Source organism: Streptomyces sp. NPDC020742 (assembly GCF_040641675.1).
GTDB lineage: Bacteria > Actinomycetota > Actinomycetes > Streptomycetales > Streptomycetaceae > Streptomyces.
Genome location: NZ_JBFAEA010000028.1, coordinates 20,611 through 41,327, shown reverse-complemented (window position 1 = coordinate 41,327; position 20,717 = coordinate 20,611). Strand labels below are relative to the sequence as shown.

The 20,717-nt window shown below is 67.8% G+C and carries 17 protein-coding genes; 8 read left to right on the top strand and 9 right to left on the bottom strand.

Annotation, left to right across the window (positions count from 1 at the left end; all coding sequences use genetic code 11):
• Nucleotides 1-320 precede the first annotated feature (320 nt).
• The gene (locus tag AB0G84_RS31230; protein ID WP_361328225.1) at nt 321-1,388 is read left to right on the top strand and encodes a YihY/virulence factor BrkB family protein; all 1,068 of its coding nucleotides are present in this window, start codon (nt 321-323) and stop codon (nt 1,386-1,388) included.
• A gap of 330 nt (nt 1,389-1,718) precedes the next feature.
• Here AB0G84_RS31230 and AB0G84_RS31225 read toward each other — a convergent pair whose 3' ends face one another.
• On the bottom strand, nt 1,719-2,255 hold the full coding sequence (locus AB0G84_RS31225) for an STAS domain-containing protein (RefSeq protein ID WP_361328222.1): 537 nt from the start codon (nt 2,253-2,255) through the stop codon (nt 1,719-1,721).
• Between the two features lie 193 nt (nt 2,256-2,448).
• Entirely contained in the window at nt 2,449-2,703 is a 255-nt protein-coding gene (locus AB0G84_RS31220; RefSeq protein ID WP_361328219.1) for a hypothetical protein, read from the bottom strand.
• Nucleotides 2,704-3,462: 759 nt separating this feature from the next.
• Between AB0G84_RS31220 and AB0G84_RS31215 the strand changes: the two genes are divergently transcribed.
• The 3 genes from AB0G84_RS31215 (at nt 3,463) to AB0G84_RS31205 (ending at nt 7,334) form a co-directional block, all read left to right on the top strand.
• Complete coding sequence (locus AB0G84_RS31215) at nt 3,463-4,596, top strand: polyprenyl synthetase family protein (RefSeq protein ID WP_361328216.1); 1,134 nt, start codon at nt 3,463-3,465, stop codon at nt 4,594-4,596.
• 134 nt (nt 4,597-4,730) lie between these two features.
• Nucleotides 4,731-4,970 carry a hypothetical protein gene (locus AB0G84_RS31210; RefSeq protein ID WP_361328213.1) on the top strand — a complete coding sequence of 80 codons (240 nt, stop codon included), beginning with the start codon at nt 4,731-4,733 and terminating at the stop codon, nt 4,968-4,970.
• 462 nt (nt 4,971-5,432) lie between these two features.
• A complete protein-coding gene (locus tag AB0G84_RS31205) occupies nt 5,433-7,334 on the top strand; it encodes a pentapeptide repeat-containing protein (RefSeq protein WP_361328210.1) in 1,902 nt (633 codons plus the stop codon).
• A 338-nt stretch (nt 7,335-7,672) separates the two neighbouring features.
• Here the strand turns inward: AB0G84_RS31205 and AB0G84_RS31200 are convergent, their stop codons facing one another.
• A complete protein-coding gene (locus tag AB0G84_RS31200; protein WP_361328207.1) occupies nt 7,673-8,038 on the bottom strand; it encodes a hypothetical protein in 366 nt (121 codons plus the stop codon).
• A gap of 242 nt (nt 8,039-8,280) precedes the next feature.
• On the opposite strand from AB0G84_RS31200, the gene AB0G84_RS31195 reads away from it, so the two are divergent.
• Nucleotides 8,281-9,465, top strand: coding sequence for a zinc-dependent alcohol dehydrogenase (locus tag AB0G84_RS31195; protein ID WP_361328204.1), 1,185 nt, complete (start codon nt 8,281-8,283; stop codon nt 9,463-9,465).
• An 82-nt stretch (nt 9,466-9,547) separates the two neighbouring features.
• Nucleotides 9,548-10,438 (top strand): SDR family oxidoreductase, encoded by an 891-nt coding sequence (locus AB0G84_RS31190; protein WP_361328202.1) that lies wholly within the window; start codon nt 9,548-9,550, stop codon nt 10,436-10,438.
• A 404-nt stretch (nt 10,439-10,842) separates the two neighbouring features.
• Here the strand turns inward: AB0G84_RS31190 and AB0G84_RS31185 are convergent, their stop codons facing one another.
• From AB0G84_RS31185 to AB0G84_RS31175, 3 genes are all read right to left on the bottom strand, one after another.
• The gene (locus AB0G84_RS31185) at nt 10,843-11,079 is read right to left on the bottom strand and encodes a hypothetical protein (RefSeq protein WP_361328199.1); all 237 of its coding nucleotides are present in this window, start codon (nt 11,077-11,079) and stop codon (nt 10,843-10,845) included.
• 164 nt (nt 11,080-11,243) lie between these two features.
• Nucleotides 11,244-11,396: a hypothetical protein gene (locus tag AB0G84_RS31180; RefSeq protein WP_361328196.1), complete on the bottom strand. Its 153-nt coding sequence runs from the start codon at nt 11,394-11,396 to the stop codon at nt 11,244-11,246.
• Between the two features lie 219 nt (nt 11,397-11,615).
• Nucleotides 11,616-11,837, bottom strand: a complete 222-nt coding sequence (locus tag AB0G84_RS31175) for a hypothetical protein (protein WP_361328193.1) — start codon at nt 11,835-11,837, stop codon at nt 11,616-11,618.
• Between the two features lie 255 nt (nt 11,838-12,092).
• Here AB0G84_RS31175 and AB0G84_RS31170 point away from each other — a divergent pair, with 255 nt between their 5' ends.
• Both AB0G84_RS31170 and AB0G84_RS31165 read left to right on the top strand, forming a co-directional pair.
• Nucleotides 12,093-12,743: a carbonic anhydrase gene (locus AB0G84_RS31170; RefSeq protein ID WP_361328190.1), complete on the top strand. Its 651-nt coding sequence runs from the start codon at nt 12,093-12,095 to the stop codon at nt 12,741-12,743.
• Nucleotides 12,744-13,060: 317 nt separating this feature from the next.
• Nucleotides 13,061-13,651, top strand: coding sequence for a hypothetical protein (locus AB0G84_RS31165; RefSeq protein WP_361328187.1), 591 nt, complete (start codon nt 13,061-13,063; stop codon nt 13,649-13,651).
• Nucleotides 13,652-14,371: 720 nt separating this feature from the next.
• Here the strand turns inward: AB0G84_RS31165 and AB0G84_RS31160 are convergent.
• The 3 genes from AB0G84_RS31160 to AB0G84_RS31150 form a co-directional block, all read right to left on the bottom strand.
• Nucleotides 14,372-14,590 (bottom strand): DUF3761 domain-containing protein, encoded by a 219-nt coding sequence (locus AB0G84_RS31160; protein WP_361328358.1) that lies wholly within the window; start codon nt 14,588-14,590, stop codon nt 14,372-14,374.
• Between the two features lie 2,427 nt (nt 14,591-17,017).
• Entirely contained in the window at nt 17,018-18,346 is a 1,329-nt protein-coding gene (locus AB0G84_RS31155) for a class I SAM-dependent RNA methyltransferase (protein WP_361328184.1), read from the bottom strand.
• 146 nt (nt 18,347-18,492) lie between these two features.
• A complete protein-coding gene (locus tag AB0G84_RS31150) occupies nt 18,493-20,553 on the bottom strand; it encodes an APC family permease (RefSeq protein WP_361328182.1) in 2,061 nt (686 codons plus the stop codon).
• Between the last annotated feature and the right edge of the window lie 164 nt (nt 20,554-20,717).

Here is a 20,717-nt window from a genome sequence, read left to right as displayed (position 1 = left end):
CATGCCGGATACGGTCACACTGCGGCCCCGGTCGCTCAAGGCCGCTCGCACGAGATCTCCCAAGACCGCGGTCACCGAACATGCGCATCCGCGCCCCCTCGCATGGGGCGGGGATGCGCACCCGCAGGTGGGGCGGCTGGTCCAGGTGGGTGCCGTCCGGGTGTCAGCAGCCAGCTCAGCGGGTGTGATGGGGACGCGGTCCTGCGACCGTCTCAGCGGACAGCGTCCCGAGCCAGTACTGCCGGCCAGCGAGGTTGTATGCGAAGCAGAGTTGAGCGCGCCGGCCGCTGCGGGCGCCGACTCTCGCGAAAGGAGTCACGGTGGCCACGCCCTCCTCGGATGGTCCGGACCGAGAACACCACGAGGTCGACGACGCTGACCACGGTGGTAGCGCTCACAGACGCCCGAGCGGCGACGGTGGCGGCGCGCGTCGCTCCCACGCAGACGAGGATGGCGACGGCGGCGAGGCCGGTCGTCCGTCCCGGAAAGGTGCCGCCGAGGGTGGTTTGTCTACGGGCGTCGTGAAGCGCACGTTGCGGGAGTTCAAAAAGGACAATCTCACGGACTGGGCGGCTGCCCTGACCTACTACGGAGTACTGGCGATCTTCCCTGCCCTGCTGGCTCTGGTATCCATTCTGGGTCTGCTGGGTCCTTCCGCCATCGACTCAATGATCAAGAACCTCTCCACCGTCGCGCCCGGGTCCGTGCGCAGCCTCCTCACCACCATCCTGGAGCAGCTGAAGGGCGGCCAGGGCAAGGCCCTGCTCGCCTTGATCATCGGTATTGCCCTGGCTCTGTGGTCGGCCTCCGGCTACGTCGCCGCCTTCATGCGGGCGTCCAATGTCGTCTACGACATCGGTGAGGGCCGGCCGGTGTGGAAGACGCTGTGGGTCCGTCTCGGCATCACCGTCGCCGTGGTGATCCTTCTGGCCCTCACCGCGGTCGGGGTCGTGTTCACCGGCACCGTGGCCAAGAAAATGGGGTCGATCCTGGGCCTGGGTGACACGGCAGTGACCGTGTGGAATGTCGCCAAGTGGCCCGTCATGCTCATCCTGGTCGCTCTGAGTGTCATGGTGCTGTACTGGGCAGCCCCGAACGTCAAACGCCGCATCCGGCGCGTGCTGCCCGGCGGCGTCCTGGCCGTCGCCATCTGGCTCATCGCCTCTGCACTGTTCGCCCTCTACGTCGCCAATTTCAGCAGCTACAACAAGACCTACGGAACCTTCGCCACTCCTATCGTCGCGCTGATCTGGCTGTGGCTCACCAACATCGCGATCCTGCTCGGGCTGGAGTTCAATGCCGAACTCGAACGCGGACGCGCCACCCAACGCGGCCATCCCCCGGGTGACGAGCCCTACGCCGAGCCCCGCGACACTCGCAAGCTCTGAGAACTGCAGGGAATCGACATGATCGTCAGCGAGACGAGCGGCAGGCAGAACGCCCGTCGATGAGCAAGGGGCGCGCGCTGTCACCGATGAGGGGTGAGCTCGACCCGGCGTTGGCCCAGCGGGATGGTGAGTGGCAGCAGCCGCTTATGAACATCGGCAGCTGGGGCCGTGATCTCGTCGACCAGCCGCTTCCGCGGCCGACCGACGGCAACCCGCCGCGGCGGTGCCACCGGTACCTCGCGGCGGGTGCGGCCGCTGCGGGTGCGCTCGTGGCCAGCGTCTCCTGCACCGGATCGTTGCCGGCCACCGCGTCAGGCGCCAGATGACCACCTAACGGTGTGCCTCGCCACAGGCACCGCCGCCCTTGCCCACTGCGGATCGTCGTGCACGACGGCGTGCTCCCCGGGAGTGTCGCCGCGCTCGTCGCCGCCGACGGACTGAGCAGTACGCCCGCGCCGAACCGTCTGACATCAGTTGCCAGAGCCTCGATCGGGGTGGTTGCAGGCTGATGAGCCACGGCTCGACCAGAGCGTCGGCCAGGCTGGGAAACACACGGAAAACGCCCTCGGTCCCGATGAGCGCCAGCACACGTTGAGGGTTGAGTGCGAGAGGTCCTGCGAGACAAAGAGGGGCCTTCCCCGCCCGAAGCAGGGTTCCTACCGTTGCCACATCCAGGAAGCTGACGCGTGAGAGGTCGATGATGACCTGTTTGCCAGAGAGCCGAGCCGTTCGCATCGTGAGGCGCAGCAGATCCTGGTCGTCGTGGTCAAGGTCTCCTTGCAGGACGACGACGCATGCGCGCTGGTAATCCTCGATCGAAACGACCGGACTCCCCTTGACCCTGGGGTGATCTGGTTCAGGCAGCATGCCGAAGCCATGCCCGAACGTCTCAGCCCAACACCCGCATGACGGATGGTATTTGACGTTGGCTGAATGGGCGCGCTCGGCAGGCGAGGCCCGCGATGCGCTGGACGGCTACGTTCCTACTATCGAAGAGGTGGAAGGGCTCATGCTCGCACCGCGTGGCTGGCGGGCAGCGCCGTAGCCGCGCGACCGGCTCTCAAAGCGGTGTACTCGGCGCACCGGGATGCGGGCGGGCGGGGGCGTTCTTCTTCGCCTGGCGGACCTTGTTGCCCAGCTCTTCCACGACGTAGGGGTGCACGCCTTCGCGCAGACGGGTGAAGAGGGTGTTCTCCTTGTCGTCGACGTGTGCGGTCACCTCGGTGCACAGCCTGCGCACCAGGTACTCGAAGTCCTCGTCCAGGGCCTCGCGCCGCTGGAGCTCGGTGAGGGTAGAGGTACTGCTCCTGGGCAACGGAGTGCCGCACCAGCTCGATCGCCAGAGCGTCCACGAGCCGTTTGCGGTCCTTGCTGCCCGGGGTGCCTGGTCGAACCGTGCAAAGAGCTCCCCGAGCTCCCGGTGATCGGCGGTCAGCTCCGCAATCACATCCCCGTCATGCTCCACAGCGCGCCGCCTCTCCTCCGGCAGCCGGTTCCTCCGGCTGACGCACCACGAGTTCCCAGACGTCACACGCATGACACCGGCATGCCCGGAATGGCCCCAACCGCCTGACGTACGGGCGTGGCATCCACACCCTGCGCGCTGGAGGACAGACCATCAGGGTGGGTGCGATCCGTTCCACCCGTTGTCCCGGCCACCCCTCACCGGCCGGCGGCCCTGTGCCCACCCCACTCTCCCCCGGGGCACCCAGCGGCACAGGGCCGACAACACCCCAACTGAAGCCTCCTCGGCCCCGAGTAACAGGTCCCGGTCCGCAGAGTCGGCGGCGCGACGCGGTGTCCTGGCCCGACGCTCCGCGTGCCGGAGAGTGCTCCCCGTGATCGACTGAGTGAACTGTGGTCCGTTTCTGGTCATTGCTGAAAGTGTCACAGAGGAGAGGGAATGCACCACATGGGGGCACAGCAACCCTCCCAGCATCTCCCAACTTCCCCCAGGGGCCAGCAGCCGGACCCTCCGGGTCCTGCTCGTGCCCGCGGGCCCAGAAGCTGTCGTGCGGTGGCGTGGCGAGGAGCAGCATCCGTCGACCGGGACGTGGCGGTTGCCGTCGGCTCCGTGCTCGCTGATGTCCTGCGCGAGAGAGCGAGCTCGGCCTGTGGCCTGGACGGCGTCTTCGGGCGTGATGTCGCCGAGCGCGTCGCCCGGTTCACGCTCGACGGCGGCAAGCGGATGCGGTCACAGTTCCTGTGGTGGGCCTTGCGTGCCTGCCGAGGAGGCCACGACCACGAGCAGGTCCGCCGCGCGCTGCGTCTCGCTGCCGCACTCGAACTCCTCCAGACCTGCGCGCTCGTGCATGACGACTTGTTGGATGCTTCCCGGCTTCGCCGTGGCAGACCTACCCTGCAGGTCGACATCGCCGCCCAGTACGCCGCGGCCCCTCGGCCGGCAGCGGGCGAGGCGCTGGGCGTCGCTGGAGCCCTGCTCGGCGGCGACCTCGCGCTGGCCTGGGCGGACGACACCGTCGCCCACCTCGAACTGCCGGCACAGACCGGCCGCCGCATCCGGGAGATTTGGACCGCCATGCGGACCGAGATGGCCGCAGGCCAATACCTCGACCTGCACGCTCAGGCCACCGGATCGACCTCGCTGTCCGCCGCGATCCGCATCGCCTACCTCAAGAGCGCCTTGTATTCGGTGGAGCGGCCCCTGGCGCTCGGCGCAGCCCTGGCCGGCGCCGACGAAACCTCCGCCCGGGCGCTGCGGGCGGCCGGCCGCAGCGCCGGAATCGCCTTCCAACTCCGCGACGACCTCCACGGCGCCTTCGGTGACCCCGGGCAGACCGGAAAGCCCTCGGGCGACGACCTCCGGCAGGGCAAGCTCACCCCTCTCGTCGCCGTGGCCCGCGCGCGAGCGCTGGCCAACGGCGACGCAGCCTCCCTGGCTGTCCTGGACGATTGTGTCGGCTGCCCCGGCCTGACCCCCGAGGACCTCACCGCGGTACGGCACGTGCTCGTCGTCACCGGTGCCCGAACGGCAGTCGAGACGAAGATCATCCGGCTCGTCAGGCACAGCACGCACCACCTGAACTCCGCCGATCTGGAACCCAGCGCCCGCTGGCGGCTCCACGCCCTGGTGTGCGCGGTGGCCGCTGCACCCGCCACCGCCGCAGGCTCCTCCACCTCGCGGGCGGCGAAAGAGGCGGGCGCGCCACCACCGTCGGGCAGCACCGCCGACGCCGACCACTGGTGAGGGACAGAACGCGATGCGGCAGGGGCCTACCGCGGGTGCCGTTGCCGTCCATGCATTCGGCGCAGCACGAGGAGCGCGGGCCGTGGCGCGGTGGTCTTCTTTGAGGACCGACGTCCTTCACCGAGGAGAATGCTGTGATCATCAAGAAGCTGCACGAAGCCGGGCTGCGCAGTGAGCACGCCTACTGCGCCGCTCTGGGGTCCATCGGCATCTCGTTCCTGAGCTGGGCCGCCTCCACCAAGCTGGAGAAGGCCGCCGATGTGGACCGGGCCGACCGGTGGGGCATCTTCGTCGGCGAATGGGCTCCCACCTTCTTCGGTCTCGGCCTGGCGCTGGCGCAGTACGAGAAGGACGGCCTCCTGCACCGGCGCTGACGGCACCGGCCGGGGCCCGCCGTCACCGGTCTTGCGGGTCCACTCCGGTGTGTGCCTCGGCGTCCCGGAGCACTTGGTCGACGACATCGCGCCCCGGTTCAACGACGAGGACGTCCTGGGGGCCGACCATTCCACCGGGCCCTCGGATCAGCGTTCAGGGCCCCGTGAACTGATGGGCTTCTGTCAGAGCGAGCCTGCGGACCGATACCGGTGTACCCCTCGGTAGCCGTGTCGGACCCCATGGAGGTTCATTGGCGCACGATTCGTTTCAGTGCGTCTTCCAGCGCCGCGCCGACGGTTCAGTGAGGTGCTCAGAGATGCGGTGCGAGCAACTATTTGGCCGTGCTTGGTCGTCCTTTGGGCATGACGCATCCGAGTCCCGTACCGTCCCCAGCGGCTGACTGGCCGCTTTGTGGCCACGGCGCTACGGCTGAGAATCCGGTTGGCTGCCGCGGTATCCACGTGTCTGGCCACGCCGCATGCTTCGCCCACCTGGCCGACGCCGACCGTGACGCCTACCTGGCCGACCTGACCCCAGGCAGCGATATTGACCACCGCGGCACCACGTTCACCGGCCCCCTTCTCGGTGCTCTCCTCGACGCGCTCCGCGACCCTGCCACTGGTCATCCATGCTTCGGCCTCGCCCGGTTCGGCTTAGCGACCTTCCATGACGACGTCTCCTTCCTCTCGGCGACCTTCCAGGGCGAGGCCAAGTTCGGCTGGGCGACCTTCCACGGCAATGCAGAGTTCGGATCGGCGACCTTCCAGAGCGATGCCTGGTTCGTCGCGGCGGTCTTCCAGAGCGACGCCTCCTTCGACTCGGCGACCTTCCAGCGCAACAGCAGGTTCGACTCTGCGGCCTTTCACGCCCACGCCTGGTTCGGTTCGGCGGCCTTCCACGGTGAGGCTCGGTTCGACTCGGCAACTTTCCACGGCCTAGCCTGGTTCCGCAGGGCGACCTTCCACAGCACGACTCAGTTCGACAAGACGACCTTCCAGGGCGCCGCTTGGTTCGGTTCGGCGACGTTCCAGAGCGCCGCCTGGTTCGGTTCGGCGACCTTCCAGAGCGACGCCGAGTTCTTCTCGACGGCCTTCCACGGCCCAGCCTGGTTCCACAGGGCGATCTTCCAGAGTGACGTCTCCTTCCACTCGGCGACCTTCCAGAGAGACGCCGATTTCGTCTCGGCGACCTTCCAGGGCGACATCCAGCTCGACGCGGTGGCTCTGCTCGGCACTGCCATGTTCGAGGGGGCGGCTTTCGAGCGGTTGGCCAACCTCGGGCCGTTTACCTGCGCCGGGCGGGTTGTGCTGTCCGGGGCGGTGTTCGGCGGCCCGCTTACCCTCTCGCTCGCCACACCCCACCTGGAATGCCGTCGGACCCGATGGTCGTCAACGGCCGAGCTACGTCTGCGCTACGCCACGGTGGACTTCGCCCACGCGGTCTTCGAATACCCACTCACCATCGCCGCGGAGACCGAGCCGTTCATGTTCCCCAACGGACAGCCGGTGGCGGAACATGCTCTTGCCGGCGAACCCGATGCCACGGTGCGGATCGCCTCGCTGCATGGGGCGGACGCAGCCCACCTGGCCCTCGCCGACGTCGACCTGTCGGGGTGCCTGTTCACCGGGACCGTGCATCTGGACCAGGTGCGGCTGGAGGGCAGCTGCTCCTTCGGCAAGGTCCCGCCAGCGCAATGGCGGTGGTGGCCCCCGGTACGGTTCACCCAGCGCCGCATCCTGGCTGAGGAGCACCACTGGCGTGCGTTCCAGCCAGCAGCGGTCCCAGGCTGGAATGCAATGTCCGGAGTTAGACCCGTCGGGCCGGCGCAGCTGGCGCCGGTGTACCGCGCGCTGCGCAAGGCGCTCGAAGACAGCAAGAACGAGCCAGGAGCGGCGGACTTCTACTACGGCGAGATGGAAATGCGTCGCCACGACCCCACTGGCACCACCCGCGCCGAGCGTGGACTGCTGCACGGCTACTGGCTGCTGTCCGGCTACGGCCTGCGCGCCTCCCGAGCCCTGGGCTGGCTCGCTGCTGCCATGCTTGTGACCGTCCTGTTGCTGATGGGCTTCGGGATCCCGAAGGATTCCCCGAAGCAGGAAGCGACCGGCATCGTGCCTCCCGGTGCTGGCAAGGTCAGCTTCGAGATCGACAAAGCAGATCCCCAGAATCCCACCGGGAATCGGTTCACAGGCGAGCGCTTCGAGAAGGCGCTGAACGTCACGCTCAACTCGGTGGTGTTTCGCTCCGCCGGCCAGGACCTGACCACCTCCGGCACCTACATCGAGATGGCCTCCCGCGTGGCCGAACCCGTGCTGCTGGGTCTCGCGGTCCTGGCCGTTCGCAACCGCGTCAAACGCTGACCCAACGCAGGCACGGCCCCAGCTGGCGCACCCGGCCCGCTCAGACATGGGCGGTCGTCACCGTCCAGGTGGGCCGTCGCGTAGAGGGGCCCTTCCGGCGTGAGGGCAGCCCTTACCGGGCCCGCATCACCCGCCTGACCGCCGCTGGCCGCAGAGCGAGTGACCAGCACGCCAGACAGCGCAGGCCACAGAGTTGCTGCTTGTACCCGGCAGGTGACGAGACGCTCGCTGCGTTCAGCGTTTGCACCGCTAGAAGGCCGCTGTGACACTCCGGCTTCGCCCAGCGCGAGGAGGACGGTCTGCTGCACCGGCGCTGACGGCCCCGGCTGGCCCCGCTGTCACGGGTTTTGCGGGTCCACGCCGGTGTGCGCCTCGGCATCCTTGGTGCCGGTCGGCCGGCGCGAGCGCCCCTTGGTGCCGGTCTTGCGCATGCCCTTCTCGTCGGACTCCTCGGCGCGGCGTTCGCCGCCCTTGGTCTCGCTCTTCACCTCGCTCGCCGGCGGCACCTTCTCCTGCCCCGTGCCCTCCTTGCTGCGGTCCGCCTCGGGGGCGTAGCGCTCCGGGTGGAAGGACCGGTGCGCGCTCTTGTTCTCCTGCTGACGGGTCTCGTCGACGTCCGGCGACCACCCGTGCTGTTCGCTACCCTTGTGCCTGCTGGGGCCCTCGCCCATTTCCGGGTGCGAGGACTTCCGGTCCTTGGACATGTCGCCTCCTGCTCCGGGGCACCGCGGGCCGTGCCGCGATCCGGATCGCCGTGGCTTAAGGGCCCGCGCCGCCTACCTCCAGCCTGGATACCTTCCGGAGCCTTCGCATCCCAGCCAGAGACTGCAAGGAGATGCGGAAAGTGGCCGGGCGCGCACTGTCTGTGCTTCGCTGCGTATGCCCGGGGGCGGACGCATGGTGGTAGCGGGGAGCCATTTGCCGGGGGTACTGGCGAGGAGTAGCGATGAGAGCTCTGACCTGGCACGGAAAACGAGACGTGCGTGTGGAGACGGTCCCCGACCCGAAAATCCAGGATCCGACCGACATCATCGTGCGTGTCACCTCCACGGGCATCTGCGGGTCGGATCTGCACCTCTACGAGATCTTCGGCCCCTACCTCGACCCCGGAGACATCCTCGGGCACGAGCCCATGGGCATCGTCGAGGAGACCGGCCCCGAGGTCACCGAGGTCTCGGTCGGCGACCGCGTGGTTGTTCCGTTCAACGTCTCCTGCGGCACGTGCTGGATGTGCCGACGCGGCCTTCAATCACAGTGCGAGACCACCCAGGTCACCGACCGGGGAATGGGCGCCTCCCTCTTCGGATTCACCAAGCTCTACGGCCAAGTCCCCGGCGGGCAGGCCGAACTCCTGCGGGTGCCGTTCGGCAACACGCTCCCCATCAAGGTCCCGAAAGGTCCGCCGGACCAGCGGTTCGTCTACCTCTCCGACGTCCTGCCCACGGCCTGGCAGGCCGTCGCCTACGCCGCCATCCCGCCGGGCGGCAGCGTCACCGTCCTCGGACTCGGCCCCATCGGCGACATGGCCGCCCGCATCGCCCTCCACCAAGGCGCAAGCAAGGTCATCGGCGTCGACCTGGTCCCCGAACGCCTCGCACGGGCCCGGGAACGCGGTGTCCACACCCTCGACCTGAACGAGCACGGCAAGGGCCTTGCGGAGGAGATCCGGCGCCTGACCGACGGGCGCGGCACGGACTCCGTCATCGAGGCGGTCGGTATGGAGGCTCACGGCGCCCCGCTCACGCGCGCCGCGCAGAACATGGCCTCATTGCTGCCCGACGCCCTCGGCGAACGGCTCATGGCCAGGGCGGGTGTGGACAGCATGACGGCTTTCAACACGGCCGTGGACGCCGTGCGTCGAGGGGGCACCATCTCCCTGATCGGCGTCTACGGCGGCGCCGTCGACCCCGTGCCCATGCTGACCCTGTTCGACAAGCAGATCCAGCTCAGGATGGGCCAGGCCAACGTCAAGCACTGGGTCGACGACATCCTGCCCCTGCTCAACGACGAGGACGTGCTGGGCGTCGACCACTTCGCCACCCACACGCTCCCCCTCGAAGACGGCCCCCAGGCGTACAAGACCTTCCAGGCCAAGGACGACGGAATGATCAAGACAGTCCTCACCCCCTGAAGCCGCAGCCCACCGTATGCCGGGTGCGGTTGCACGAGGCCGGGCGAGCGCGGCCGATGGTTGAACGCAGCAGGAGGTCGACATGGCGGCTGAAGAACGGGACCCCGAGGACCCGGTCAGCAAGCATCCGCAGCCTGAGTTCCCGCAGCAGGACCAGAGCCACCCGGGCTGGACGGGGCCGATGGACCCGCCGCCCGATCACGGCGAGGAGTCCTACCGGGGCAGCGGCCTCCTCGAAGGACGCAAGACGGTGATCACCGGAGGAGACTCCGGCATCGGCCGGGCCGTCGCCTTGGCGTTCGCCCGGGAGGGCGCGGATGTGCTCTTCACCTTCCTGCCCGCCGAAGAGGACGAAGCGGCAGCGACCACGCGACTCGTCACCGAAGCAGGCCGCAGCGCCGTACCGATCGCCTGCGACATCCGGGAGGAGGAGCAGTGCCGGCTGCTCGTCGAGCGTGCCGTCACCGAGTTCGGCCGGATCGACATCCTGGTGAACAACGCGGCGTACCAGATGTCACAGCCCGACGGGATCCAGGCCATCACCACCGAGCAGTTCGACCGGGTGATGCGCACCAACCTCTACGGGATGTTCTGGCTGTCCAAAATGGCGCTGCCGCACATCCCCGCCGGTGGCTGCATCATCAATACCGCTTCGGTCCAGGCATACAAACCCAGCCCTCACCTGCTCGACTACGCCACCACAAAGGGGGCCATCGTCACCTTCACCCAGGGACTGGCACAGATGCTGGCCTCCGACGGCATCCGCGTGAACGCGGTAGCTCCCGGCCCGGTATGGACACCGCTGATCCCAGCGACCATGCCGGACACCACCACCTTAGGCAAACAAGCCCCCCTCGGACGACCGGCCCAGCCCGCGGAAATGGCCCCCGCCTACGTCTTTCTCGCCTCCCCGCAGGCCAGCTACATCACCGCCGAGATCGTCAACGCCACCGGCGGAACACCGCTGCCGTGAGCACCGAGAGGCGAACGCGTATACGCACCGCGGCCGCGGCCTGAGGCGCTAACCGTTCCACCCACACGTCCGGCCCGCAGCCCTCCCAGACGATCAAGACCTCCAGGCCAAGGACGACGGAATGATCAAGACAAGTCCACCTCCAGTGCGCTCCGGGTGACGGGCGCTCCACGAACTGCGATCGCTAACCGCAGCTCAGTGCGACGAGGAGCACCACCGCGCCGGCGCCAAGGTCCGCCGCAATCGCACAGGACCCTGGGCGGTCACCGGCTCCGCGCCGGTGCGCCGTTGCTTCACGGCTGCCTCCTCAGAGCGGTACCGCGCCGCGCGCCGGCGATGCTGAGCCCTACTGCCGTGGCTGCGCGCCGCGCGAACGCTGGTCGCGGGGACGAGGCCGTGGTCGTTCATGCGTGGTCGGTGAGCGCGGTGTGGCCCTTGGCGCGGGCGCAGTGGGCGCAGCAGAAGAACTTTCCGTCGGTCTGGTGGCCGTGGCCCAGGATGCGGCAGCCGCAGTGGTCGCAGAGGGGAGCGAGTTTGTGCGCCGCGCATTCGAGGCTGTCGAAGGTGTAGGCGGCGCCGCCGACCATGTGGACCTCGAAGGCCATCGTGTAGTCGTTGCCGCAGACATCGCAGGCTGCCATCTGTTCTCCTTGGGGCGTGTGCGGTCAGGCTCCGGCCGGAGTGGTATCCCCATGACCTCACGGGGTTCCGGGCCCCTGCGCGACGCAGAAGGCAGATGGCGTAGTACCGCTGTCAGCGCGCGGGAGGAGCACCGTGAGACTGCCCCGGCTCGGGACGCCTGATTTCAGTCCCACACGTCCGGCCCGCCGCCCTCCCAGTCGATCAGCCTGTCGTCATCGAGGGCAACGAACTCTTCGTCGATGCCGGCCTGGCGCAGAAGCTTGTGCAGATCATCGCGGCTGCAGGCCACACCCAGCGCCACGCCGCCGAGGAGCACCGGGCGTCCTCCACTGCTGGCAGGCGGACAGATACGGAGAGGAGGATGTTTCCCCATGGCCCCAGCCTGGCCCCAGAGACCGACTACCGCGCCCGCTCCGGCAGCGGGCCACCACGGGGAACCGCCCCCGAGGAGAGGCAGCGTCGGACACGACGCCCGCGCCGAAGAACCCGCAGTCCGCTCGGCGGAGCCAGAGCGCATTACGTGCCTGCCGTACGGTCAGACGGCTTCAGTGCCCCAGACATGGGGCCCGCCCCCGCGCCATTTGATCGCCGGGTCGTTCAGCCGAACTTCCTCGGGGTCCAGACCGGCTCGGCGCAGGAACTCCAGCAGATCCACCACACCGTAAGCAACACCGCAGTCCACATCAGCGACACGAACCCAACGGCCCCCGGAGGGGCTCGGCGGGTGCACCACGATGAGAGGCAGAGACTCGGGCATACCCTCAGCCTGCCCAAACGCAGCCGCGGACGCCCTGTGTGGAAGCCAGTCAGGCGATGCCGTCCACCAGCCAGCAAGCCCGCGCACGCGGCATCACCGCGATCCATGCAGACAGCTATGCGGCGTGAGAGCTTGAGCTGGTGGCGCTGTTCCCGGACACCGGTACCGCTGGTGATGTCAGCAGGTGCTGCACCTGTGCCTGCCTTTGGCGGCCCCGGTACTGCGGCGGGTTGGGGTCGGCCGTAGCCTGCTGGCATGACTGACGCCCCGCCTCCGTCCCCCTCCGAAGCGGTCGAGCTGCTGCTGGCCGGCAATCAGCGCTTCGTTGCCGGCGCCCCAGAGCACCCGAACCAGGATGCCGCACGCCGTGCCCAGACGGCCCCCGGCCAGCGCCCCTTCGCCGTGCTCTTCGGCTGCTCCGACTCACGCCTGGCCGCCGAGATCATCTTCGACCAGGGCCTGGGCGACCTGTTCGTGGTCCGCACCGCGGGCCATGTCGCGGGTCCGGAGGTGTTGGGCAGCATCGAGTACGGGGTGAGCGTGCTGGACTGCCCGCTGGTCGTGGTGCTCGGCCACGACTCGTGCGGCGCGGTCGCAGCCACCCGTGCAGCCCTGTCCGATGGCGTCGCCGCCACCGGGTACGTACGCGACGTCATCGAACGCGTCACCCCCAGCGTCCTGGCCGCTCACGCAGCCGGGCTCACCAGCGACGACGACATCATCGCCGAACACATTCGGCACACCGTCGACCTGCTCCTGGACCGCTCCCGGGCCCTCGCCGACCAAGTTGCCGCCGGACGCACGGCCGTAGTGGGCCTGTCCTACCGACTGGCTGACGGAAGCGCCCGCCTGGTCACCTCTCACGGTCTGCAGACAGAAGCCGCCACCACAGGCCCAGCCACCTGAACAGCAGTGGTCTCCGCGCGAGCGGAGGTGCACCGCTGCATCCCGAGCTCGTCGGAACCGCACGTGAGTGCTCTCCGCGCGAGCAGAGGTGGGCCGGTGAACGCTGTGGGGGTGTTGGGGGAATGGCACGTGCTCTCCGCGCGAGCGGGGCAGCGTCATCGGCACTGACATCATCGGCGTCGCCGACACCCCAGTGAAGGCCGTAACCAAGGTCCGCCGCGCCAAATGCGGGGTGTGACCGAATCCGTCTGATCTGCTGATCGGAGTCGACGTTGACGCCTTCCTCCTCTCTCTACAGCACCCGCATACAGACACAGGTGGTCCACCTGGTCCTGCGCCACCTGTCCCTCCCGGTGCACGGGAACACCTACATGCGGGGAGTACTCCCACCACAGGGCGGGGAGGAAGCGGTCTGCGTTGCCGTCGGCACGAAGGACGCGTGTGCACCGGACCTGAATGTCTACGAAATCCCCCTGATCCAGGACGAGATCATCATCGCTGCCGGCGAAGTCCTCCAGATCGTGCGGGCCGCCCAGACCGCAGACCCCTTCTACCGGACCTTTTACCGCGACGACGAAGGCGACCTGTCGCAGATGCCGTCCCTGACCCTTGACCTCCTCGACATCCGAGGAGACCAGGAACAGCAGGAACCGGCTGTCCTGGCCCCAGAGACGATGCACTCGACAGACAGGGCGAATCTGGTAGGGGTCCTCCCCCTGGCGCCCGGACGGCATCGCCTGTACTGGTCATGCGGCGACTGGCCCGGAATCATCGCCTCAGACGCTGAGACCTCCAACAGCCCCGAGACACTGCAAACGGTCGCCGTCCACGGCCTGCCCGACACGCGCCGCGCGCAGCTTTCAAAAGATCTCCACTGCTGGAAGATCGCCCCACTGCTGGAGCATTAGGGGCTTTCCCTTACGCCCCATGGGCTCATCAGTTCCATTCACGCGGCGCCCAAGCCGGGTGTCCCGTCTCAAATGATCAGGTCTGCGAGCAGGTTCCTGACCTGCGGCGACAGATCATTGGAGACACTCGGTTGCCTCAGATCTCAGTTGATCTGGTCCGAATTGGCCGTTTGATCTCCTGAAAGGAGGGCGGCTTCCGGTACGAACACTGGGTAGACGTCCGTCACGCGCGGATCGCCGGGTGACACGGGATGACCAACACGAAGGTGCTCTCCGCGCAGGCGGAGGTGGGCCGCGGCAGTCCTCAACGGCACTGTGCGGGCCTGCCCGCCGCGGCGACAAAGGAGGTGTGCGGCCGTGCGCCGGTCAGTGCCTGCGCGAGGCCGTGCGGCCCCGGTAGATTCAGGCGGGTGCATGACCGGCGTTCCTTGAATCACGAATTGGCAAAGCACTTCTAACGCCGCAGGTCGCGAAGGTCATCTCCGCGCAGGCGGAGGTGAGCCGGCCAGGGCGCATGAACCAGACATCCTGGATGCGTCATCTCCGCGCAGGCGGAGGTGAGCCGTTCGAGGTGCGCTTCATGGGAATGACGCAGATGAGTTCTCCGCGCAGCCGGAGGTAGGTTTGAGCTGGCCAGGGCAACCGGCATACAGCTGCCGGTTGCCCGTCGATAGCGCAATCGAGGTGCCGGTACGCCAACGCTGCACGCGTCGGGCTGGCTTACTTGAACCAGTACTTCACGCCGCGGTGGTGGGAGCAGGTGCCGGAGAAGTGCTTCGAGTACGACCAGGTGCCGTCTTTGCACTTGGCCATAACGCCCTTGGGGTGCTTGATGTGGGTGCCGCAAGTGCCAGTGGTGTGGTGGGCACAGTGGACTGTGGCGGCCTGAGCCGTGCCTGTGCCGACGGCTACGGGTGCGATGACGGCGGCGCTAAGCACAACGGCGGCCAACGCGCTTCGGATACGAAGCGCCGGACGTGTGATGGTGCGAGTCAAAAGTCCCCCTTGTTTGGGATGGTCCGCTGAGCTTTGCAGCGTCTCGTCACCGTGTCGACGCCATGGAGAGCATGTGACGAGTGTGTGACAAAAGGTTCGATGGTGAACGAATGTCAAAGCCGCCGAGTTCTCCGCGAAGGCGGAGGCGGGCCGGCGATGGTGGCGGCCGCCAGCAGCCAAGCGGCTTGCTCTCCGCGCGAGCGGCGGAGGTGATCCGCCATGCCGGTGGTGTGCCGGACCGGAGGAGCTGCTGTGGATGCGGGCGAGGACTGGTGCGTGTTTGGGGCCAGGGCGTGCAGGGTCACCCTGCGGCGGCCAGTTACTTCAAGCTCGGGTTGGCAGCGCGTCACGGTCCAATACGATCCGGAAGCCCCCGACCGGTTCGCAATCGAAGGCTGGGACATGAATGTGCCCTACCTGCTGTTCACCACGCTCGAGACTGCGTTCACAGTGGACACGGTGACAGGACCTATCGTCCGGATACTCGCCATCTGACTCTGATCACCTGGCGCAGATACACATCGCGCAGGGCCGAGTGGCGAAGACGGACGTTGAAACGGTTGATGCTGATCTCCGAGACCTCGCTTTAAAAGGCAGCTTTCCACACTCCGTGCCGCCATATTGCACGTCCGGCTTGCCAGCGTCTTGGCCGTCGACGCAGCGGGCAGTGATGAAGACCTTGTTGACCGAGAGCCGGAAGCCAACACAGACGGGCGACTTGCCGACACTGTTCAAGGATAGCCGCCTAATAGGGCGCGGTCGGCAATGTGGCATCTGATCCGCCAACTATGGCGGAGTCCGGAGTGGTGCCGGCGATGCAAGGCAAACGAGGCGCGTGATGCGGTGGCGATTTCGCTCGGCGGGATCACCTTCCGCTTTGGTAGCTAACGGTGATGCACAGCGACGCCCCGATCCATTCCAGATGGACGGGCGGCCACTACGTCGGCACGGTGAACAAGTGACTGCGCATACTGGTATCAGACCTGCTCTGCCCCACACGCCCACTGTCACGGCGACACCCCTACAGTCGCCTGCAACTCGTACAGAACAAGCACACGGGCACCGCACCTCACACCCGAGTAGACATGGCGAAGAGACCCCTGCCCCTGGGGGCTCCAAGCTCTTCACGTCTGCCAGTGCGCCTTGTGGAAGGCGTCGCGGATTTCAGCAGGCACTCGGCCGCGGTCGTTGACCTCGTAGCCATTTCCCTCGCCCACGCACAGATCCTTGCAGCACCCTCTCCAGCCTTGGCCAAGCGCTCAGCTGCCTACCCTTTGACCTCCCAGCCTTCCGGGCCGCCTTAGCGGAAGGGCCGAAAGCCCCGAGCGTCCGCCCGTAGGGTTCCGGGTTCGAGGACGATCTCATACGACACACCCTGAGAGCGAAGGTGTGGGTAGCAGCTCATACGCCTCTTCGCCCGTGAGGTCGTCCGTGAAAATGGCGACAATCCTCTGCACCATGAGGCAATCCTAGGGCCGCAGGGAAGCGGCGGATACAAAGCTCACGAAGGTGCACTGCAGATAAGCCATCCCGCTTCTAGCGCCCCTCGGAATGTCAGCCAGCCCGTTCCCAAGAAAGACGTTAAATGGCGAGCCAACTCCGAAAATCGAGCCTGCAGAGCCGCTCGATGCCCGAGGCCACCCGTTCCCCAATCCAGGTCAGACGAAGGACGCTGTGACGCACCATCAGATGTATCTGACATACCGTCAGGAAAGTCAGCATTGAGTCAGCATGCGTCCTACCAGAGGTGGTGACAGGTGGCGACACATGCACATGTACCAATCCGACCTGCACCACCTCTGAGCTGCAAAGATGCTGGCCAACCCGCTACACCCACAACACGGCCACCAACCTGGTGCCAATGGAAGCCAAAGAGGCACCGCGCCCAGCACACGGCCAGACCGCCATGCCCATACATGTCAGCGGTTCCCGGCCCCTCCCCCACGCCTCGCTGATCCTCATCACGCGCCGGCGGCCTGGAGGCTGTCACCCTTCCTGGCGCTGCCGCCGCCATGGCCCGGCAATCAGGTAGCTGACGCCAAGATCCGGACCATGCACGGACCAACGCTCCAGAGACGGCCGTTACAGCAGCCATTTCCACAGGCCAGCACCACTATGAGCGCTGTACCACCAGCAGACGAAGAACCTGCTGAGCGTTCCGGACACCTGTACAGCCGACTCCACTCAGCGCCTCGGACTCTCAACGCCCCACCGTACTCACGCAGCCAGCAGGGCGTCTGACCAGCGACACAGAGTAGCTGACGACCCATCAGGACGAGCGTCAAATGAGCGTCACGAGCGTCATTTCAGCGTCAAGATATCGCCCGTAACGCCCACACTGCACATAATGCGCACGCGCAAAACCGCAGGTCAGGTGCCCTTTGCCGCCTTCTCCAGCACCACGACGCACTCCACATGATGCGTCATCGGAAACAGATCAAACACCCGCATCCGCCGCGGCGCATAGCCCGCCTCGGCGAAGTACTTGAGGTCGCGGGCCAGGGCCGCCGGGTCGCAGGCGACGTAGGCGATGCGGCGGGGGGTGAGGGTGGCCAGGTGGTGGACGGTGGACTTGCCGGCGCCGGCGCGGGGCGGGTCGAGGACGACGAGGTCGACGTCGGTGATGCCGGTGCGCGGGAGGATGCGGTCGACCTTGCCGTGTTCGATGCGGACGCGGTCGAGGTCGGCGAGGTTGTGGCGGGCGTCCTCGACGGCGCGCTTGCCGGATTCGATGCCGAGGACGGCGCCCTTGTCCCCGACGCGTTCGGCGAGGGCCCCGGCGAACAGGCCGACGCCGCAGTAGAGATCGAGGGCCATATCGCCCTTCTTCGGCATCAGGCCCTGCATGACGGCCTCGACCAGGAGGTCGGCGGCCTTCGGGTGGATCTGCCAGAAGCCTCCGTTGCCGACCCGCCAGGTGCGGCCGGCGGCGCGTTCGCGGACGAAGGGGCGGCCGTGGACGCGGTGGACGCCGCCGTCCTTCTCGTTGACGCGGAGGACCGAGACCGGCTTGTCGAGTTCGACGATCGGAAGGCGGCCGCCGGGGCGCGGGGTGAGGATGACCTGGCGGTCGTGGGAGCCGGTGGCGGCGATGGCCTCGACGGTGTCCATCTGGGGCCAGTCGCGCTTTTCGATGCCGAGTTCGGAGACACCGGGGGCGGCGATCATGCAGTGGGTGACCGGCTCGATGTCGTGCGAGCGGTGCTTGCGCAGGCCCGCGCGGCCGTCGTTGTCGACGGCGTACTGGACGCGGGTGCGCCAGGCCGGTACCTCGCCCTTGGCGACCTTGTCGCCGGGGGCGGGCTCGACGGTGCCGTCCCAGCCGGCCGCCTCGGGGGTCAGCCCGGCCAGCCGCATCAGCTGCTCGGCCACCACCTCGCCCTTGAGGCGGCGCTGGGCGCCGGGCTTGGCGTGCTGCCAGTCGCAGCCGCCGCAGCGGCCGGGGCCGGAGAACGGGCAGGGGGCCTCGATGCGGTCCTTGGAGGCCTGAAGGATGTCGACGGCGTCCGCGCGCAGGAAGCGGGCGCCCTCCTCGCCATCGGTGACCCGGGCGATGACGCGCTCGCCGGGGAGGGCGTGGCGGACGAAGAGGACCTGGCCCTCGTCGGTGCGGGCGACGCAGTGCCCGCCGTGAGCCACCGGGCCGACCTCGACCTCGTACTCCTCGCCGACCAGCGACTTCTTGGGTTCTGCCTGCATGGCGGGAGGGCTCCTGAGGTGGGTGGTGAGCGGGGACGGTGGCCGACCTCCGGAGGGAGGCCAGCCGTCAATTCTACGTCCCGTGTGCGGTGCCCCGGCCCCCGCCGGCGGGGGCCGGAGCCGGTCCCGCGGCGGGGGCCGACCGCCTACTTCTTGGCGGCGGCCTTCTCGGCCTTCTCCTTCTTCGGCTGGGCCACCGGGCCACGGCGCACCGCACCCGGTGCGTTCCACTCCGCGCGCTTGCGGGCGCGCAGCTTGGCGGCCTCGGAAGAGTCCAGCTGCCAGGGAACGGAGGTGACCATGACCCCGGGGGTGAACAGCAGGCGGCCCTTGAGGCGGAGCGCGGACTGGTTGTGGAGCAGGTGCTCGTACCAGTGGCCGACGACGTACTCGGGGATGTAGACGGAGACCGCGACGCGCGGGCTCTCCCGGCGCAGCGACTTGACGTGGTCGATGATCGGGCGGGTGATCTCCCGGTACGGGGAGGCCAGGACCTTCAGCGGTACGTCGATGCCGCGGCGCTCCCACTCCTGCCGCAGTGCCTTGGTGTCGGCGTGGTCGACGTCGACGCTGACCGCTTCGAGGGTGTCGGTGCGCATCAGCTTGGCGTAGTTCAGGGCGCGCAGGGTGGGCTTGTGCACCTTGGAGACCAGGACGAGGGAGTGCACCCGGGAGGGGCGTACGACGTCGTCGTCGGGGTCGTCGTCGGCGGCGAGCTCGTCGGCGACCCGGTCGTAGTGGCGGCGGATCGCGGACATGGTCACAAAGAAGATGACCATGCCGAGCAGGGCGACCCAGGCGCCGTGGGTGAACTTCGTCAGGAGGACGACGACCAGCACCAGGCCGGTGAAGAAGGCACCGAAGGCGTTGATGGCGCGGGAGCGGTGCATCCGGTTGCGCTTGGCCGGGTCCTTCTCGGTGAGCAGATGGCGGTTCCAGTGTCGGACCATGCCGGTCTGGCTGAGGGTGAAGGAGACGAAGACGCCGACGATGTACAGCTGGATCAGGCGGGTGGAGTCCGCGCCGTAGAGGTAGACCAGGATCGCCGCGGCGCCGGCCAGCAGCACGATGCCGTTGGAGAACGCCAGCCGGTCGCCTCGGGTGTGCAGCTGGCGGGGCAGGTAGCGGTCCTGGGCGAGGATCGAGCCGAGCAGCGGGAAGCCGTTGTAGGCGGTGTTGGCGGCGAGGAACAGCACCAGTGCGGTGGCGGCCGCGAGGACGACGAACAGGAAGCTGCCCTTGCCGAAGACCGCCTCGGCGACCTGCGAGATCACCGGGTTCTGGGTGTATCCGGCGCCCAACGGCTTGCCGTGGTCGAGCAGGTCCGTGGCGGGGTTCTCGGCCATCCTGACGTGGGTGGCCATGGCCAGGCCGATGATGCCGCAGAACATGGTGACGGCCAGGCCGCCCATGAGGGCCAGGGTCGTGGCGGCGTTCTTGGACTTCGGCTTGCGGAAGGCGGGGACGCCGTTGGAGATGGCCTCGACGCCGGTGAGCGCGGCACAGCCGGAGGAGAAGGCGCGCAGCAGGAGGAAGATCAGCGCGAAGCCGGCCAGGCCGCCCTGCTCGGCGTGGATGGTGTAGCCGGCGGTGGGCGCCTCCATGGAGTGGCCCAGGACCACCGCGCGGATCACGCCCCAGACGATCATGATGAAGACGCCGGCCACGAAGACGTACGTGGGGATCGCGAAGAGCTTGCCGGACTCCTTGACCCCGCGCAGGTTCATCAGGGTCAGCAGGACGATGACCAGGACCGCGCAGAGCGTCTTGTGCTCGACGACGAACGGGATCGCCGAGCCCAGGTTCTCGATTCCGGAGGAGATGGAGACCGCTACCGTCAGTACGTAGTCGACCAGCAGGGCGCTGGCGACGGTGAGGCCGGCCTTGGGGCCCAGGTTGGTGGTGGCGACCTCGTAGTCACCGCCGCCGCTCGGGTAGGCGTGCACGTTCTGCCGGTACGACGCGACGACGGTGAACATCAGCACCACGACCGCGACGGCGATCCAGGGGCTGAAGCTGTACGCAGAGACCCCCGCGACGGACAGGACGAGCAGCACCTCGCCGGGCGCGTAGGCCACGGAGGAGAGCGGGTCGGAGGCGAAGACGGGGAGTGCGATGCGCTTGGGGAGAAGGGTCTCGCCCAGCCGGTCGCTGCGCAGTGCGCGCCCGATCAAGATCCGTTTGGGCACGTCGGTCAGTTTGGACACCCGAGGATGCTAAGGGTTCGTCAAGGGTCATGCCCAGCCACTGTCCGTACCAGTGGTAGGAGGGCTCCTCGCCACAGCGCCCCTGGCCTGCCTCGAAGCCCAGCTCAGCGCGGCGCCTGCACAGGATTTGCACGCCGTACGCACCTCGGCCGCCGCCCCGGCCG

What these genes read in the sequence shown, in the direction of transcription:
- AB0G84_RS31225 (WP_361328222.1), bottom strand. Translation starts at nt 2,255, where the DNA reads ATGCTGCCTGAACCAGATCACCCCAGGGTCAAGGGGAGTCCGGTCGTT.
- AB0G84_RS31200 (WP_361328207.1), bottom strand. Translation starts at nt 8,038, where the DNA reads ATGTCCAAGGACCGGAAGTCCTCGCACCCGGAAATGGGCGAGGGCCCC.
- AB0G84_RS31195 (WP_361328204.1), top strand. Translation starts at nt 8,281, where the DNA reads ATGAGAGCTCTGACCTGGCACGGAAAACGAGACGTGCGTGTGGAGACG.
- AB0G84_RS31190 (WP_361328202.1), top strand. Translation starts at nt 9,548, where the DNA reads ATGGCGGCTGAAGAACGGGACCCCGAGGACCCGGTCAGCAAGCATCCG.
- AB0G84_RS31185 (WP_361328199.1), bottom strand. Translation starts at nt 11,079, where the DNA reads ATGGCAGCCTGCGATGTCTGCGGCAACGACTACACGATGGCCTTCGAG.
- AB0G84_RS31175 (WP_361328193.1), bottom strand. Translation starts at nt 11,837, where the DNA reads ATGCCCGAGTCTCTGCCTCTCATCGTGGTGCACCCGCCGAGCCCCTCC.
- AB0G84_RS31170 (WP_361328190.1), top strand. Translation starts at nt 12,093, where the DNA reads ATGACTGACGCCCCGCCTCCGTCCCCCTCCGAAGCGGTCGAGCTGCTG.
- AB0G84_RS31155 (WP_361328184.1), bottom strand. Translation starts at nt 18,346, where the DNA reads ATGCAGGCAGAACCCAAGAAGTCGCTGGTCGGCGAGGAGTACGAGGTC.